Origin of the sequence: Pseudomonas sp. SWRI18, assembly GCF_014268345.1 — a bacterium.
Taxonomy (GTDB): Bacteria; Pseudomonadota; Gammaproteobacteria; order Pseudomonadales; family Pseudomonadaceae; genus Aquipseudomonas; species Aquipseudomonas cedrina.
The window spans coordinates 167,313-183,125 of the sequence record NZ_JACCQQ010000002.1 but is presented as its reverse complement, the minus strand read 5'-3'; the positions used below and the strand labels follow the sequence as shown (position 1 = coordinate 183,125).

General features: G+C 61.3%; 15 protein-coding genes. 9 read left to right on the top strand and 6 right to left on the bottom strand.

What is annotated here, in order from left to right; all coding sequences use genetic code 11:
* Positions 1 to 83 precede the first annotated feature (83 nt).
* The 3 genes from H0Z09_RS03500 to H0Z09_RS03490 all read right to left on the bottom strand — a co-directional run bounded on the left by H0Z09_RS03500 (position 84) and on the right by H0Z09_RS03490 (position 4,682).
* Positions 84 to 299, bottom strand: a complete 216-nt coding sequence (locus H0Z09_RS03500) for a hypothetical protein (protein WP_076951617.1) — start codon at positions 297 to 299, stop codon at positions 84 to 86.
* A 246-nt stretch (positions 300 to 545) separates the two neighbouring features.
* Positions 546 to 1,652: an agmatine deiminase gene (gene aguA / locus H0Z09_RS03495; protein ID WP_186687405.1), complete on the bottom strand. Its 1,107-nt coding sequence runs from the start codon at positions 1,650 to 1,652 to the stop codon at positions 546 to 548.
* Between the two features lie 120 nt (positions 1,653 to 1,772).
* The gene (locus tag H0Z09_RS03490; protein WP_186687402.1) at positions 1,773 to 4,682 is read right to left on the bottom strand and encodes an aminotransferase; all 2,910 of its coding nucleotides are present in this window, start codon (positions 4,680 to 4,682) and stop codon (positions 1,773 to 1,775) included.
* Between the two features lie 153 nt (positions 4,683 to 4,835).
* Here H0Z09_RS03490 and rfbB point away from each other — a divergent pair, with 153 nt between their 5' ends.
* The 7 genes from rfbB to H0Z09_RS03455 are packed head-to-tail and all read left to right on the top strand — an operon-like array spanning position 4,836 to position 11,909.
* Complete coding sequence (gene rfbB / locus H0Z09_RS03485; RefSeq protein ID WP_186687400.1) at positions 4,836 to 5,918, top strand: dTDP-glucose 4,6-dehydratase; 1,083 nt, start codon at positions 4,836 to 4,838, stop codon at positions 5,916 to 5,918.
* Positions 5,915 to 6,805, top strand: coding sequence for a glucose-1-phosphate thymidylyltransferase RfbA (gene rfbA / locus H0Z09_RS03480; RefSeq protein ID WP_186687397.1), 891 nt, complete (start codon positions 5,915 to 5,917; stop codon positions 6,803 to 6,805). Before rfbB ends, rfbA begins: the two co-directional genes overlap by 4 nt.
* Positions 6,786 to 7,331: a dTDP-4-dehydrorhamnose 3,5-epimerase gene (gene rfbC / locus H0Z09_RS03475; protein ID WP_186687394.1), complete on the top strand. Its 546-nt coding sequence runs from the start codon at positions 6,786 to 6,788 to the stop codon at positions 7,329 to 7,331. Before rfbA ends, rfbC begins: the two co-directional genes overlap by 20 nt.
* Entirely contained in the window at positions 7,328 to 8,209 is an 882-nt protein-coding gene (gene rfbD / locus H0Z09_RS03470) for a dTDP-4-dehydrorhamnose reductase (RefSeq protein WP_186687391.1), read from the top strand. The genes rfbC and rfbD overlap by 4 nt, the downstream gene beginning before the upstream one ends.
* Before the next feature lie 36 nt (positions 8,210 to 8,245).
* The gene (locus tag H0Z09_RS03465; RefSeq protein WP_186687389.1) at positions 8,246 to 10,054 is read left to right on the top strand and encodes an ATP-binding protein; all 1,809 of its coding nucleotides are present in this window, start codon (positions 8,246 to 8,248) and stop codon (positions 10,052 to 10,054) included.
* Positions 10,051 to 11,427 (top strand): sigma-54 dependent transcriptional regulator, encoded by a 1,377-nt coding sequence (locus H0Z09_RS03460; protein ID WP_186687386.1) that lies wholly within the window; start codon positions 10,051 to 10,053, stop codon positions 11,425 to 11,427. The genes H0Z09_RS03465 and H0Z09_RS03460 overlap by 4 nt, the downstream gene beginning before the upstream one ends.
* Before the next feature lie 26 nt (positions 11,428 to 11,453).
* Positions 11,454 to 11,909 (top strand): YiiD C-terminal domain-containing protein, encoded by a 456-nt coding sequence (locus H0Z09_RS03455; RefSeq protein WP_186687930.1) that lies wholly within the window; start codon positions 11,454 to 11,456, stop codon positions 11,907 to 11,909.
* A gap of 126 nt (positions 11,910 to 12,035) precedes the next feature.
* On the opposite strand, the gene cysQ is transcribed toward H0Z09_RS03455, so the two are convergent.
* Both cysQ and nudE read right to left on the bottom strand, forming a co-directional pair.
* A complete protein-coding gene (cysQ, locus tag H0Z09_RS03450) occupies positions 12,036 to 12,872 on the bottom strand; it encodes a 3'(2'),5'-bisphosphate nucleotidase CysQ (protein ID WP_186687383.1) in 837 nt (278 codons plus the stop codon).
* On the bottom strand, positions 12,869 to 13,435 hold the full coding sequence (gene nudE, locus H0Z09_RS03445; RefSeq protein ID WP_076951606.1) for an ADP compounds hydrolase NudE: 567 nt from the start codon (positions 13,433 to 13,435) through the stop codon (positions 12,869 to 12,871). The genes cysQ and nudE overlap by 4 nt, the downstream gene beginning before the upstream one ends.
* A gap of 87 nt (positions 13,436 to 13,522) precedes the next feature.
* On the opposite strand from nudE, the gene yrfG reads away from it, so the two are divergent.
* Positions 13,523 to 14,185: a GMP/IMP nucleotidase gene (gene yrfG / locus H0Z09_RS03440; RefSeq protein WP_186687380.1), complete on the top strand. Its 663-nt coding sequence runs from the start codon at positions 13,523 to 13,525 to the stop codon at positions 14,183 to 14,185.
* A 109-nt stretch (positions 14,186 to 14,294) separates the two neighbouring features.
* Here yrfG and lysM read toward each other — a convergent pair whose 3' ends face one another.
* Positions 14,295 to 14,735 (bottom strand): peptidoglycan-binding protein LysM, encoded by a 441-nt coding sequence (gene lysM, locus H0Z09_RS03435; protein WP_169378981.1) that lies wholly within the window; start codon positions 14,733 to 14,735, stop codon positions 14,295 to 14,297.
* Between the two features lie 132 nt (positions 14,736 to 14,867).
* On the opposite strand from lysM, the gene H0Z09_RS03430 reads away from it, so the two are divergent.
* A complete protein-coding gene (locus tag H0Z09_RS03430; protein ID WP_186687377.1) occupies positions 14,868 to 15,755 on the top strand; it encodes a LysR family transcriptional regulator in 888 nt (295 codons plus the stop codon).
* The last annotated feature ends 58 nt before the right edge of the window (positions 15,756 to 15,813 follow it).

Here is a 15,813-nt window from a genome sequence, read left to right as displayed (position 1 = left end):
CGATAGCTGTAGTGAGCGGGCTTGCCCCCCGGCGCGGGGCAAGCCCGCTCACTACAGTTGTGTAGATAGCTATGTTGTTCTTTTTAGTTCTTCAACAGGTCGCACAACGCGTGCACTTCGTCCTCACTGAACAACCCCACCGGGTAACGTTCGGTCATCACGCTGCGCAGGTCCGGCTGCCGCCGGATTTGTCGCGAGCCGTTTTCCTTCAACCAGAGCGCCAGCGCATGGATCTCGTCGCCGTTGACCCGCAAAGGGTGGCACGTGCGTGTGTACATCGGGTTGATATCGGCGTTCATTTCAGCGCTCTCTCCTACTGCGTGAGCGGCTAACTTACTCAAGGTTTATGACAGAACCGCGCAGTCATCACCCCTGGGCCACTGTGCCAACACCGATACAAGAGCTATGCCAATGTCTTGCCTTTATAGGCCTGCGCGCACAAAAAAGCCCGCGGCCTTGCTGGGCTGCGGGCTGGCTGCTGGCTTATCGCCGCAGGTGAAACCAGGTGACACCCGGCTACCGTCACGACGCTGTTACAACTGCACTCAGTTTTTGTGCGGTGCTGGCTGCTGTTGGGTCAGACAGTGGATGTTACCGCCACCCAGTAACAGTTCGCGGCCTGGCACCATGACCACTTCGTGCTGCGGGAACAGGTCCTGCAGGATCGCCTTGGCCTGGCTGTCCAGCGGATCGTCGAAGCTCGGCGCGATGATGCCGCCGTTGACGATCAGAAAGTTGACGTAGGAACCCGCCAACCGCGCGGCAGGATTACGTTCCTGAGTGCCGTCAACCGGGTCGACACCGGCGCACTCCTCTTCGGTGGCATACAGCGGCCCCGGAATCGGCATTTTATGCACTATGAACGAGCGGCCCTGGGCGTCGGTGCTGCTTTGCAGCACGTCCATGGCCGCGTGGCAGCGCGCGTAGTTAGGGTCTTGTGGGTCGTCGGTCCAGGCCAGCAGGACTTCGCCAGGGCGCACGTAGCAACAGAAATTATCCACATGGCCGTCGGTCTCATCGTTGAACAGGCCATCCGGCAACCAGATGATCTTATCCACCGCCAGGTTGGCACTCAGCACGGCCTCAATCGCGGCGCGATCCAGATGCGGGTTGCGATTGCGGTTGAGCAGGCACTCTTCGGTGGTGATCAGGGTGCCCTCGCCATCGACGTGAATCGAACCGCCTTCCAGCACGAAGCCTTCGGTGCGATACCGCTGGGCGCGTTCGATTTCGAGGATCTTGCCGCCCACTTGCGCGTCGCGGTTCCACGGCGAATACAGGCCGCCGTCAAAACCGCCCCAGGCGTTGAAGTCCCAGTTCACGCCGCGCACTTCGCCGCTGTTGTTGATCACGAAAGTCGGGCCGGTGTCCCGCACCCAGGCGTCGTCGCTGGACATTTCCACCACGCGGATGTTCGGCACATCCAGGCGCGCGCGGGCATTTTCGTATTGTCCGGCGGATACCGCCACGGTCACCGGTTCGAAACGTGCAATGGCCTTGGCCACTGCCACATGGGCAGCCTGTGCCGGCTTGCCGCCCAGGCGCCAGTTGTCGGGGCGCTCGGGCCAGATCATCCAGGTTTGAGTCTGTGGCGCCCACTCGGCGGGCATGTGGAAGCCATCGGCGCGAGGGGTGCTGTGCAGGGTGGTCATGGCGATCAAGGCTCCGATGAGGGTATGGCCGACTTTATAACGGATAAAAATCGGCTTTAACAGCGTAAAAATATCTTAACCGACGAATATCACAGTGAATAACCGATAATAATCGGTCAGCTACAGTTGTTCATCCAGCACCTTCGACAGCATGTCGACGAAGAAATCCACGCTGCGTCTGGAGGTGACCATCGGCGGCTTGATCTTGAGGATGTTCAAATAATCACCCGTGGGCTGCATGAAAATCCCCAACTCCCGCAAGCGATCACACAGCAAGGCAGTTTCTTCGGTGGCCGGCTCCAGGGTTTGCCGGTTGCGAACCAACTCCAGGCCCAGGTAAAAACCGGAACCATGCACGGCACCCACCAGCGGATGACGGTCGATCAGGGCTTGCAACCTGGCCTTGAAATGCCCGCCAACCACCTGGGCGTTTTCCCACAGTTTTTCTTCTTCCATGACATCCAGCACCGCCATGCCGATCCGGCAACTCACCGGACTGCCTCCCGACGATGAGAAGAAATACCCCTCAGCCTCCAGCGCTTCGGCGATTTCACGTCGGGTGATCACCGCGCCCAGCGGCTGCCCGTTGCCCATGCCCTTGGCCATGGTGATGATATCGGGCACCACGCCCTGCTCTTCGAAGCCCCAGAAGAAATGCCCCATACGGCCGTATCCCACCTGCACTTCGTCGGCGATGCACACGCCGCCCCGGGCGCGCACAAGCGCATACACCTGCTGCAAATAGCCCGGCGGCAACGAGATCCCACCGGCGTTGCCGTACACCGGCTCGCAAATGAAGCCTGCCAGCTGGCGTTTGCTCGCGGCAATTTTCGCCAGGTTGTGTTCAACGCTTCGTACGTAGTCAGGCGCACTGTCCTGCCCACGGAATTCGCCTCGATAGGTATTGGGCGCCGTTACCGGGTGCACCCAGTCCGGGCGGCTGCTCAATGCCTGGGGGTTGTCGGCGATCGACGTGGACACCGCATCCGCCGCCACCGACCAGCCGTGGTAGGCCTCCAGCACACTGAGCATGTCGCGCCCGCCGCTGTAGGCCCAGGCCAGGCGGATCGCCAAGTCATTGGCTTCGGTGCCGCTGTTGACCAGGAACACCCGGTCCATGCCTTCCGGCGCCAGCGCCAGCAGACGCTCGGAAAATTCGGCAATCGCGGCGTAGTGAAAGCGCGAGTTGGTATTGAGCAGCGACCACTGCCTCGCCGCCTCGAACGCCATGCGCGGGTGACCATGCCCCAGCACCGCCACGTTGTTGAGCATGTCCAGGTAGGAGCGACCCTGCATGTCGATCAGATGGTTGCGCCAGCCACGTTCGATGCGCGGCGGGTCGACGTAATAGTGCTTTTGCGAACGCGCGAAACTGGCGTCGCGGCGGGCCAGCAGCACCTTGGGGTCCAGCTCCGGTTCGGCATCGCAGGCCAGCCCCAGCAGCGCCGCCGGTGAGGGGCACAGCGCCTGCCATGCCTGGGCTCGGGAAGGCGTGCAGAACAGGGGGGCCGGCAGGTCGGTTCGGCACAGTTGCACCGTCAGCGGGCCTTCGACCGTAGCGATCACCTGGTGCTTGAGCACGGCGGCGCCTGGCTGCAGCAGCGCCTTGACGCCCCACAACCGCACGTCGGCATCGCTGCTGTGCACATGCAACTCGCCATTGACGCCGGGGCGTACGATGCCCGCAAACGGAGATTGGATGCTGGTGCCTTGTGGCACATGCAGCTCGACATGCAACGGGAAAGTTTCAGGTTCATCGAAGCTGTCAGGCTGGGTCCGCGACAACCGGTACTGTCCATAGCGACTGGCCGCCAGGCCATGCACCGCAGCGGCCTCCTGCAACAAACGCTGGTCGATACCCGGCTGCTCCCAGTTACCGGCCTCGAAATGCGGGCTGAGCACACCCAGGTCGATCAGCGCGAACTCACGGCCCACCAGCCCCGGCATCAACGGCGCGAAGTCTTGACCGGTCACTGCTGCCAGCGCTTGTCCGACGCTGCCTAGAATCGCCGCCTCCATCAACTCGAACGGCACTGACGTCGCTACATGGAAAATTTCCCACTCATGCTTGGCGTTTTTCAGCAGGTAGCTGTTATCCGGGTCCAGGCGTTGCTGCTGTTCGCTGCTCAACACCAGCACCACTGCACGGGCGACGATCAGTGGCCACAGCGCCAGCAGTTCTTCGTGTTGCAACGGTGTCACCGCGTGACACGCCCGGATCGCGGGCAAGATGGCAAACGGATCGCCCTCGGCATGGTGCAGCAACGCGGCGCAGGTCACCGAGAGGTCGGCAATGCGCCAGGTGTGCACCAGATCGCCAAAATCGATCACGCCCTGAATTTGCCAGTGACGCTGCGCATCGCGCTGCCACACAACGTTGTCATCGGTGATGTCCATGTGCACCGCCTGCCACGGCAGGCGTTCGGCCAGGGGGCGAATACGCTTGTCGACCTGCTCGGCCGCGTGCTCCAGCGCCTCGCGATGGGGCAGGTTTTCCAGGTTTGCCAGCAGATGGGTAATCAGCTCGCGCGCATGGCGCGGGTCCCATTGCAGGGTGCGCGCAAGCCCCGGATGCTCGAACCGCGCCAGCGCCTGGCTCATCCGCCCGCACAGGTCGCCAAACCCTGCGATCACCTCGCGGCTCAAGTGAGGCAAATGGGTCAACGGCTGACCGTCGATATAGTCCAGCAGCCGCACGTGCAGGGTTTGACCTCCGACGGTCAGGGTCAACAACTCCTCACCGCTCAAGGCCTTGATCACCCGTGGCACGCGCACCCCGGCGTGGGCCTGCAAGGCATTGAGCGCCGCATGCTGGGCCTGCAATTCGACAGCCGCGTAGTCGCCCCGGCAGATTTTCAGGACAAAGCTGCCGCGCGAATTGTCGACTTTGTAATTGAGGTCTTGCTGGCTGCCCAACGATTGCAAGGGGCCAGTGAGGCCGTAATGCTGCTCAAGCAACTGAGCCGCCTGATCGGGACCTAATTGCGGGCAGGGTAGACTGGCGCGATGGATCAGGGTGGCGAGCAACATGGAAGGTGGCCTCGGTTTTTTTAGGGGTGTATATCGCCATTGTTCTGGGGGGTTATGCAACCCTTTACGTATACCGCGCTTGCGCCGCCCCGTCGCACAACTCAAGCTATGCTTCACTCGCTTGATGTCAGTCTATGGAAAAGGCCCTCCGACATGCGCATTCTCATCACCGGTGGCGCCGGTTTTATCGGCTCCGCCCTGATCCGTCACCTGATTCAACACACCGAGCACGAAGTGCTCAATCTGGACAAACTCACTTACGCGGGCAACCTGGAATCACTGGCCAGCATCGCGTCCAACAGCCGTTATGAGTTCGTCCAGGCCGACATCATTGACCAGGCTACCGTCAGCGCCGTACTGGCGCGCTTCGAGCCTCAAGCGATCATGCACCTGGCGGCAGAGTCTCATGTCGACCGCTCGATTGACGGTCCATCAGACTTTATCCAGACCAACATCGTCGGCACCTACAGCCTGTTGGAAGCAGCCCGGGCTTATTGGCATAAGCTGGCAGAACCCGCAAAGAGCGCCTTCCGCTTTCATCACATATCGACTGACGAAGTGTATGGCGACTTGCATGGCGTGGACGACCTGTTCACTGAAACCACGCCATACGCGCCAAGCTCACCCTATTCAGCCAGCAAAGCTGCTTCCGACCACTTGGTGCGTGCATGGCAGCGCACTTATGGCTTGCCGGTGCTGCTGACCAACTGCTCAAACAACTACGGGCCGTTCCACTTCCCCGAAAAGCTGATTCCGCTGGTGATCCTGAACGCTCTCGCGGGAAAGCCGTTACCGATCTATGGTGATGGTTTGCAGGTACGTGACTGGCTGTTCGTAGAGGACCATGCCCGCGCGTTGCTGAAAGTGGTAACCGAAGGTGTCGTCGGCGAAACCTATAATATCGGCGGCCACAATGAGCAGAAAAACATCGACGTCGTACGTGGCATCTGTAGCTTGCTGGAAGAATTGGCACCACAAGGTCCGTCCAGTGTCGAAAAATTTACCGACCTGATCACCTTCGTTAAGGATCGGCCGGGGCATGATCAGCGTTACGCGATCGACGCCAGCAAGATTGAACGTGAGCTAGGCTGGGTTCCTGAGGAAACTTTCGAAACCGGGCTGCGCAAGACTGTGCAGTGGTACCTCGATAATCTGGAATGGTGCCGCAGGGTCCAAGATGGCAGTTATCAGGGTGAAAGATTGGGCAACACCGACATGAAGGATCTAATTGCATGAAAGGAATCGTATTGGCGGGCGGCTCAGGCACGCGCTTGCACCCTATTACCCTGGGCGTGTCCAAGCAATTGCTGCCGGTGTATGACAAGCCGATGATTTACTACCCGATTTCGGTGCTGATGCTGGCGGGGATCAAGGACATTCTGGTCATTTCCACCCCGCTGGATTTGCCGCAGTACCGCAACTTGCTCGGGGATGGGAGCCAGTTTGGCGTCCGATTCAGCTATGCGGAGCAGCCGTCTCCGGATGGCTTGGCCCAAGCGTTCATAATTGGTGAGGAATTTATCGGCAAGGATCCGGTGTGTCTGATCCTGGGTGATAACATTTTTCACGGTCAGTACTTTGGCGAGCAGTTGCGTGCAGCTGCGAAACGCCCGTCCGGCGCGACGGTGTTCGGTTACTGGGTCAAGGACCCGGAGCGTTTTGGCGTGATCGACTTCGACAAGGATGGCAGAGCCCTCTCCATCGAAGAAAAACCTCTCAATCCGAAGTCACCGTATGCCGTGACCGGTCTTTACTTCTACGACAACGATGTGATCGAAATCGCCAAAGCAGTCGAACCTTCGCACCGAGGCGAGCTGGAGATTACAGACGTTAACAATGCCTACCTCAAGCGCGGCGATCTCCATGTGGAGCGGTTCGGCCGGGGCTTCGCCTGGCTCGATACAGGCACCCACGATAGCTTGCTGGAAGCCTCGCTTTATGTGCAAACCATCGAACATCGCCAAGGCCTGAAAGTGGCGTGCCTCGAGGAAATTGCCTACCAGAATCGCTGGATTGCCCGTGAGCATTTGCTGGAGCGAGCCAAATACTTTGGCAAAACCGGCTATGGTCAATACTTGTTCGCCCTTGCAGGGGATAATCCATATGAATGTATCCGCCACTGAGTTGCCCGGTGTATTGATCATCGAGCCGAAGGTTTTTGGCGATGAGCGCGGTTTTTTCTATGAGAGTTTCAATGCTCGGGACTTTGCCAAAGCCACCGGGCTGCAACAAGAATTTGTGCAGGACAATCACTCACGCTCGCAACAAGGTGTGTTGAGAGGCCTGCATTATCAAGTCGAACACGCCCAGGGCAAGCTGGTGCGTGTTACCGCTGGTGAAGTGCTGGATGTGGCCGTCGATATCCGTCGCAGCTCACCGGCATTTGGCAAATGGGCCGGAGTGCGGCTGTCGGCGGACAATAGTCGCCAGCTGTGGATCCCTCCTGGGTTCGCCCATGGTTTTGTAGTGCTCAGCGAGTATGCCGAGTTTCTCTACAAAACGACCGACTACTACACTCCCGCCGCCGAACGCTGTATCCGCTGGGACGATCCGGAGCTCGATATCAATTGGCAGCTCAAAGGTACTCCCACCTTATCCGCCAAGGACCAACAAGGTAGAAACCTTAAAGACGCGGATTTGTTTCCATGACCGCACACTTGAAAATCCTCATCACCGGCCACCACGGCCAACTCTCCCGCGAGCTGCAACAACGCCTCCAAGGCCTGGGTGAACTCATCGTGCTGGGCCGTGACCGACTCGACCTGGCCGACCCCGACCAGATCCGCCAGCACGTTCGCGCCCAGCGCCCCGACCTGATCATCAACGCCGCCGCCCATACCGCTGTCGATCAAGCCGAAAACGAGCCGGACCTGGCGTTTGCGATCAACGCCATTGGCCCCGGTGTTCTCGCACAAGAAGCCAAGGCCTTGGGCGCTCCGCTGATTCACTACTCCACCGACTACGTGTTCGACGGCAGCAAGCCTGCGCCCTACACCGAAGCCGACGCGCCGAACCCGCTGGGCGTCTATGGCCAGAGCAAACTGGCGGGCGAGCAGGCGATTGCGGCCGTGGGCGGCGAGTACTTGATCCTGCGCACCAGTTGGGTCTACGCCAGCCACGGCAAGAACTTCCTGCTGACCATGCAACGTCTGCTGCAGGAGAAGCCGCAGATGCGCATCGTCGCCGACCAGATCGGCGCGCCGACCTGGGCCGGCAGCATCGCTGACAGCACGCGTGGGTTGATCGAGCGCTGGCGCGCCGGCGAACCGGGGCCATGGGGTGTCTATCACCTGACCGCCCAAGGCGAAACCTCGTGGTTCGGGTTTGCCACGGCCATCGGCGAGCATCTGCGCCAGCAGGGCAAAGCCTGCGCCGAGTTGGAGCCGATCCCCTCCAGCGCCTACCCGACGCCCGCCAAGCGCCCATTGAACTCGCGCCTCGATTGCAGTCGCCTGCAGCAGCAATGGCACGTCAGCCAACCGCAGTGGCAAGACGCATTGCGCGAGTGTCTTGCCGGGCAGCACTAGGCATAATGCGCCTGTACCCACAGGCGCCCGATTCCCATGACTCCACCCCTCCCACGTAGACCCCGCTGGCGCAGCCTCGCCCTGTTGGCGTTGTGCCTGGCACCGCTGCTGTGGCCGCTGGAGCACCTGGCCGAGCGCTATTACCGCAGTGAACTGGCCGGCCAGAACCGCCAGACCCTCGACCTGTACGTCGCCAACCTGCTCGGTACCCTGCACCGCTATGAAGTGTTGCCGCAAATTCTCGGCGACTTGCCGGCCCTGCGCACCGCACTGGATGCGCCTCAGGTCAGTACCAACCTGGTCAACGCCAACCTGCTGCTCAAGGACGTCGCTGCCCAGGCCGGGGTTGAGGTGATGTACCTGATGGACACCCATGGCAAGACTCTCGCCGCGTCCAATTGGGATAAACAAGACAGCTTCGTCGGGCGCAATTTCTCGTTCCGGCCTTATTTCAGCGAAGCCATGGCCGGGCGCCTGGGGCGGTTTTTCGGGTTGGGCACCACCTCGGCCAAGCGCGGCTACTTCTTCGCCGCCGCCGTGCGCGATGGCGATACGATCATCGGCGTGCTGGTGGTCAAGGTCGACCTGGACCACACCGAAAGCCTGTGGGGCAACACCCCGGAACAACTGCTGGTCACCGACCATAACGGCGTGGTGATTCTCACCTCGCGCCCGCAATGGCGCTTCCGCGCCACCCGGCCGCTGACCGCCGAAGAACGCCGCGCCATCATTGCCATCCAGCCCTACCCGACCCGCGACCCGCAACCCCTGAGCCTGAGCAGCAGCGCCTGGCTGCGCCAATCCACGGCCATCGCCGAGACCGGCTGGAATGTGGAGATCCTCGCGCCGCGCTCGCTGATCAACCGCCCGGTGCGCACGGTGGTGGCCGTGGGCGGCGCCACCCTGTTGGTGTTGATGCTGTTGCTGGGCTTGATGATGCAACGCCGCCGCCATTACCTTGACCGTATCGCCTTCGAAGCCAAGGCGCGCCGCGAGCTGGAAGCGCGGGTGATCGAGCGGACCAGTGACTTGGAAGGCCTCAACCGGCGCCTGAAACAGGAAGTGCTGGAGCGCGAACACGCCCAGCAGGAACTGGTACGCGCCCAGGACGACCTGGTGCAGGCGGGCAAATTGTCGGCGCTGGGCACCATGTCGGCGAGTATCAGCCACGAACTCAACCAGCCGCTGGCGGCGATTCGCAGCTATGCGGAAAACGCCGAGATCCTGCTCGACCACGAGCGCACCACGGATGCCCGGGGCAACCTCAAGCTGATCAGCGAACTGACCGGGCGCATGGCCTCGATCATCGCTCACCTGCGTGCCTTTGCCCGCCGTGATCGGCATGCGCCGGAGAGCGTGGCCCTGCAACCGGCGCTGGACGATGCGCTGGCGTTGCTGGCCAAGCGACGCCGGTCAATGGAGGTGGAGCTGATCCGCGACTTGCCCGAGGCGACCCTGTGGGTACAGGCCGGCGAAACCCGCTTGCGCCAGGTACTCGGCAACCTGCTGGCCAACGCCCTCGACGCGCTTACCGAAAAAGGCCCGCCGCGTAAACTCTGGCTGAGTGCCCAAACCACCGAACAGGGCGTCAACCTGTACATTCGCGATAACGGCCCGGGCTTTTGCATGGAAGCCCTGGGTCGCGCCAGCGAGCCGTTCTACACCACCAAGACCCGCACCCAGGGCCTGGGGCTGGGGCTGGCGATCTGTGAGACCCTGATGCGCGCGTTTGGCGGTGAATTGCTGTTTGCCAACCACAAGGAAGGTGGCGCGCTGTTAACCTTGAAATTGCGTGCCGGCTCGCCGGGCGTCAGTCTGCAACCGTCCGAGGACCGCAGTGTATGAGTATCGATAACCAGATTCAGGTGGTGTTGATCGACGACGATCCGCACTTGCGTCAGGCCCTGTGCCAGACCCTGGACCTGGCCGGGCTGAAAGTCCTCACCCTGGGCGAAGCCAGCGGCCTGACCGCGCGCCTGTCGCGGGATTGGCCGGGCGTGGTGGTCAGCGACATCCGCATGCCCGGTATGGACGGCCTGGAGCTGCTGGCCGAACTGCACGGCCAGGACCCGGACCTGCCGGTGCTGCTGATCACCGGCCACGGCGACGTGCCACTGGCGGTGCAGGCCATGCGCGCCGGGGCCTATGACTTCCTGGAAAAACCGTTCGCCAGCGACGCCCTGCTCGACAGCGTGCGCCGCGCCCTGGCCCTGCGCCGCCTGGTGCTGGACAACCGCAGCCTGCGCCTGGCACTCAGCGACCGCCAGCAATTGAGCACACGGCTGGTGGGCCACTCGCCACAGATGCTGCGCCTGCGCGAACAGATCGGAGCCCTGGCCGCGACTCGCGCCGATGTGCTGATCCTCGGCGAAACTGGCGCCGGCAAAGAGGTTGTCGCCCGTGCTCTGCATGATTTGTCGAGCCGGCGCAGCGGGCCTTTCGTGGCGATCAACGCCGGGGCGTTGGCCGAATCCGTGGTCGAAAGCGAGCTGTTCGGCCACGAGCCGGGCGCGTTTACCGGCGCGCAGAAACGCCGTATCGGCAAGTTCGAGTTCGCCAACGGTGGCACGCTGTTCCTGGATGAAATCGAAAGCATGAGCCTGGATGTACAGGTCAAGCTGTTACGTCTGTTGCAGGAGCGCGTGGTGGAGCGCCTGGGCGGCAATCAGTTGATCCCGCTGGATATCCGCATCATCGCCGCGACCAAGGAAGACTTGCGCCAGGCCGCCGACCAGGGCCGCTTCCGCGCCGACTTGTATTACCGCCTCAACGTCGCACCGTTGCGCATTCCACCGCTGCGCGAGCGCGGCGAAGATGCATTGATGCTGTTCCAGCACTTCGCCGATGAGGCCAGCAGTCGCCACGGCCTGCCGCTGCATGAACTGCAACCGGGCCAGCGCGCGCTGCTGCTGCGCCACAGCTGGCCGGGCAATGTCCGCGAATTGCAGAACGCCGCCGAACGCTTCGCCCTGGGCCTGGAACTGGCCTTGGATGCTACGCCGGATAATCCGTCGGCGGGTGTGCTGACGTCCACGCCGGGCGGTCTGAGCGAACAGGTCGAGCAGTTCGAAAAGAGCCTGATCGCCGCCGAGCTGACCCGCCCCCACAGTTCCATGCGCAGCCTGGCCGAAGCCTTGGGCGTACCGCGCAAGACGCTGCACGACAAACTGCGCAAGCACGGCCTGAACTTCGCCAACCAAAGCGGTGACGACGAATGACCGCTCCCACCCGCCAAGAGGCCACCATGAGCCGCGACAGCCGCTACCTGGAATCCATCCTGCACCACGACATCCCCCTCACCCGGGAAATGGGCCTCAAGGTGCTTGGCTGGCACCACGGCCAATTGCAGTTGCACCTGCCGTTGCAGGCCAACATCAACCACAAGAGCACCATGTTCGGCGGCAGCCTGTATTGCGGCGCGGTGCTGGCGGGCTGGGGCTGGCTGCATTTGCAGTTGCGCGAAGAGGGGATTGAAGACGGGCATATCGTGATTCAGGAGGGGCAGATCAGTTATCCGCTGCCAGTGACGCGGGATGCCACGGTGGTATGCCAGGCGCCGGAAGAAAAGGTGTGGAAGCGGTTCGTGGCGACCTACAAACGCTATGGCCGTGCGCGATTGATGCTGGAGACGTGGGTTGTGAATGAGGACAGTGAGGAACGAGCGGTGACGTTTACCGGCCAGTACGTCCTGCACCGCTAGCTGCCAAACTACAAAACCCTGTGGGAGCGGGCTTGCTCGCGAATGCGATGGATCAGTCGATATTTTCATCAACTGACAGACTGCATTCGCGAGCAAGCCCGCTCCCACATTTGATCAGGTGTGACCTTAAGATCTGGCCAGGCTCAGCAACCTTTCACGCCACACCGCTTTCGCCGGCAGCGCCAAAAAGAACGGATTCAACAACGACGCCCGTGCCGGGTAGCTGAACGGCTCGCCGCTCAACTCCAGCACTTCGCCGCCCGCCCCTTCCAGCACGCCCTGGGCGGCTGCCGTGTCCCATTGTGACGTCGGCGCCAGACGCGGATAACAATCCGCACTGCCCTCGGCCAACAGGCAGAACTTCAAGGAGCTGCCGATATTGGCCAGCTTCAGCTCGCCCAGGCCCTCGCTCAGGCCATCGAGCAAACGTTCCTGCTCAGGGCTGGTATGCCGACGACTGGCCACCACGGTAAACGACTCGCCAGCGGCGGGCGCTTCGCGCACTTGAATCTGCTTGGGCGCTTCATTCACATCGGAGCGCCAGGCACCCAGGCCCGCGCCACCGAAATAGCAGCGGCCACTGGTGGGCATCGAGACCACGCCGAACACCACGCGGCCCTGCTCGATCAGGGCGATATTGACGGTAAATTCTTCACTGCCGGCGATAAATTCCTTGGTGCCGTCCAACGGGTCCACCAGCCACCAGCGTTGCCAGCCGGCGCGCACGCTCTGGTCAATGTCGGCGTCTTCCTCGGACAGCACCGGAATGCTCGGGTCCAGCGCGGTCAGGCCCGCCAGGATCAGGTGATGCGCGGCCAGGTCGGCCGCCGTCACCGGCGAATCGTCCGCCTTGGAGGTCACGGCCACGTCGGCGCGCCAGTACGGCAATATTGCTTCGCCGGCCTGGCGTGCCAGTTCGATCACGGGGGCTATAAACGGGTGGCCCAGAAACAGTACGCTCATGCGCTAAACGCTCCTCGCTGGATCAACAGGTCTCGTACCAGGTACAGCGCGGCCAGGGCGCGGCCTTCGCTGAATTGCGCGTTTTGCGCGAGCATCGACAGCTCGCGCAGGTTCACCCGCTCCACACGCATCGGCTCAGGCTCATCGCCTTCAAGGCGCTCTTCGTAAAGGTCGGTGGCCAGTACCACCTGGATTTTCTGGCTCATGTAGCCAGGCGACAGCGAAAGCTCAGTGAGGTGCTCCAACTGCCGCGCGCCGTAGCCGGCTTCTTCCTTGAGTTCGCGGTTTGCCGCCGCCAGCACGTCCTCGCCAGGTTCGATCAGGCCCTTGGGCAAGGACACTTCATATTCGTCGGTACCGCCGCAGTATTCTTCCACCAGCAATGCATGGTCCGCATCGATCATCGCCACGATCATCACCGCGCCGTAGCCGGCACCGCGGCCCACCAGGCGCTCGTAGGTCCGTTCAACGCCATTGGAAAAGCGCAGTTGCACTTGCTCCACGCGGAACAAACGGCTACTGGCGACTATTTCGCGGGCGAGGACGGTGGGTTTCTGGCGCATAAGCGGCTCCTTGGCATGATCGGGTTACTATACCGTGGCTTTTCCGATTGTCTGTGTCGGATATCTTTACTTACATGAGAACACCCCATGCCCTCTTTGCCCTGGCACGCCATCGATACCGTCCTGCTGGACATGGACGGCACCCTGCTCGACCTGCATTACGACAACCATTTCTGGATGGAACACCTGCCCCAGCGTTACGCCGAGTTGCACGGGGTCAGCCGCGCCATGGCCGAGCTGGAGTTGCAACCGCTGTTCGAGCGTAACGCCGGACAGTTGCAATGGTATTGCCTGGATTTCTGGAGCACGGAACTGGACATCCCGGTGCGCGAACTCAAACTGGAGACCGCCCATCTGATCGCCCTGCGCCCGGACGCCGATACGTTTCTGGCGGCGATCAAACGCGCCGGCAAGCGCGTGATCCTGATCACCAACGCTCATCGTGATTCGCTGTCATTGAAGCTGGAACGCATTGAACTGGCGCCGTATTTCGAACGATTGATCAGCTCCCACGATTACGGTTTTGCCAAGGAAAGCCCGCAGTTCTGGGATGCCCTGCAAGCCGACATCGGCTTTGACCCGGCGCGCAGCCTGTTTATCGATGACACCCTGCCGATCCTGCGCAGTGCGCGGGATTTTGGCGTGGGGCATTTGTTGGCGGTGAAAGAGCCGGATAGTCGCAAAGGGCCCAAGGACACAGCTGAATTCGCAGCGGTTGGTGATTATCGAGATCTCGTTGTCGGACTCTAACCCAATGTGGGAGCGGGCTTGCTCGCGAAAGCACTGTGTCAGTCAATATATTGGGTGACTTATCCACCGCTTTCGCGAGCAAGCCCGCTCCCACATTCAGGCCTTCGTATTACTTGGGAATACGCAGCGTCTGGCCTGGATAGATCTTGTCCGGATGGGACAACAGCGGCTTGTTCGCCTCGAAAATCTTGTTATACAGATTGGCGTTACCGTACACCGAGAGAGAAATAGCACTCAGCGTATCGCCCTTTTTCACTACTACAAAAGTCGCAGCCTCCACAGCCGGGCCCGTTACAGTGATCTGGTCATCCACACTGGCCACACCGGCAATATTGCCCAACGCCAGCAGGATCTTCTCTTTTTCTTCCTGGGTGGCGACTTCACCGGTCACGGTCACCTTGTCGCCCTCTACCGTGGTCTGCACATTCGGATTACCCAGACCCACTTTGGCCACGTGTTCCTTCAACTGCTCACTGGCGTTCGCATTGCCCGGCGTCAGCAGGTCGATCAATTTCTCGCCGGCTTCCTTAACAAAGCTTAAAAGACTCATGGTGCGCTCTCCTTAGTAGTTGATTTCCAGTTGCCCAAGACTAGACCAGTCTTGTCAACGTGGGTTCCGGATCGGCCAAAGACCCAAACGCGCTAGAATCCCCCCGCCATTGGAATAAGCCCTGGAGCGAAGATGGACATCAAACAGCTGAAATTCCTCATCGCCCTCGACGAAACCCGTCACTTCGGCCAGGCGGCGGCGCGTTGCCATATCACCCAGCCCACGTTATCCATGCGCTTGCGCAGCCTTGAAGAAGAGTTGGATTTGCCGCTGGTCAATCGCGGCCAGCGCTTTGAAGGCTTTACCGCACCCGGCGAACGGGTACTGGCGTGGGCACGTACGGTGCTGGCGGCCTATGACGGCCTGCAGGCCGAGGCGGCGGCGTGTCGTGGCAATCTGGTAGGTACGTTGCGCCTGGGCGTGGTGCCGCTGTCGAGTTTCGATCCTTTGGCGCTGATGCAGCAGCTGCATAAAGAGCACCCCAGCCTGCGTTTCGAACTGTCGGCCCTCAGTTCCGAGCAGATTCTGGAGCAGCTGGCGAGCAATCGCCTGGACCTGGGCGTGTCCTATCTGGAACGCCTGGACAGCGAGCGCTTCGACTCGCTGGCCCTGGGCGAAACGCGCATGGGTCTGCTCTACGACCAGCGTTTCTTCAGCTTCGGTGACAAGCCGCTGAGCTGGGAAGCTTTGATCGAATTGCCTCTGGGCATGCTCACCAGCGGCATGCACTTTCGCCAATCCATCGACCATAACTTCCACAGCCGCGGGCTCAACCCGCAGCCGCTGCTGCAGACCGATGCCGTCCATCAGTTATTACAAGCCGTGCATGGCGGGCTTTGCTGCGCGGTGATGCCGCTGGATGGAGGCCTGGATGCGCTCACCGAGCACTTGCGCCTGCAGCCGATTGAAAACGCCCAGACCCTTGCCCGCCTGGGGCTGATCATGCGTCGCAGCGCTCCGCGCTCGGCACTGGCGGAAGCCTGTTTTGCGCTGTACCAGAAATTGCAAAGCACGCCTTGATCGACGTCATCTATCGGTAGATCAGTACTGGCAATTAGACGCGACGCTTTGTCGCGCC

Excerpts from the sequence above, each read along its gene's own strand:
- aguA (WP_186687405.1), bottom strand. The coding sequence starts at position 1,652 with ATGACCACCCTGCACAGCACCCCTCGCGCCGATGGCTTCCACATGCCC.
- H0Z09_RS03460 (WP_186687386.1), top strand. The coding sequence starts at position 10,051 with ATGAGTATCGATAACCAGATTCAGGTGGTGTTGATCGACGACGATCCG.
- H0Z09_RS03455 (WP_186687930.1), top strand. The coding sequence starts at position 11,454 with ATGAGCCGCGACAGCCGCTACCTGGAATCCATCCTGCACCACGACATC.
- rfbB (WP_186687400.1), top strand. The coding sequence starts at position 4,836 with ATGCGCATTCTCATCACCGGTGGCGCCGGTTTTATCGGCTCCGCCCTG.
- H0Z09_RS03430 (WP_186687377.1), top strand. The coding sequence starts at position 14,868 with ATGGACATCAAACAGCTGAAATTCCTCATCGCCCTCGACGAAACCCGT.
- rfbA (WP_186687397.1), top strand. The coding sequence starts at position 5,915 with ATGAAAGGAATCGTATTGGCGGGCGGCTCAGGCACGCGCTTGCACCCT.
- H0Z09_RS03490 (WP_186687402.1), bottom strand. The coding sequence starts at position 4,682 with ATGTTGCTCGCCACCCTGATCCATCGCGCCAGTCTACCCTGCCCGCAA.
- yrfG (WP_186687380.1), top strand. The coding sequence starts at position 13,523 with ATGCCCTCTTTGCCCTGGCACGCCATCGATACCGTCCTGCTGGACATG.
- cysQ (WP_186687383.1), bottom strand. The coding sequence starts at position 12,872 with ATGAGCGTACTGTTTCTGGGCCACCCGTTTATAGCCCCCGTGATCGAA.
- lysM (WP_169378981.1), bottom strand. The coding sequence starts at position 14,735 with ATGAGTCTTTTAAGCTTTGTTAAGGAAGCCGGCGAGAAATTGATCGAC.
- nudE (WP_076951606.1), bottom strand. The coding sequence starts at position 13,435 with ATGCGCCAGAAACCCACCGTCCTCGCCCGCGAAATAGTCGCCAGTAGC.
- H0Z09_RS03465 (WP_186687389.1), top strand. The coding sequence starts at position 8,246 with ATGACTCCACCCCTCCCACGTAGACCCCGCTGGCGCAGCCTCGCCCTG.
- H0Z09_RS03500 (WP_076951617.1), bottom strand. The coding sequence starts at position 299 with ATGAACGCCGATATCAACCCGATGTACACACGCACGTGCCACCCTTTG.
- rfbD (WP_186687391.1), top strand. The coding sequence starts at position 7,328 with ATGACCGCACACTTGAAAATCCTCATCACCGGCCACCACGGCCAACTC.
- rfbC (WP_186687394.1), top strand. The coding sequence starts at position 6,786 with ATGAATGTATCCGCCACTGAGTTGCCCGGTGTATTGATCATCGAGCCG.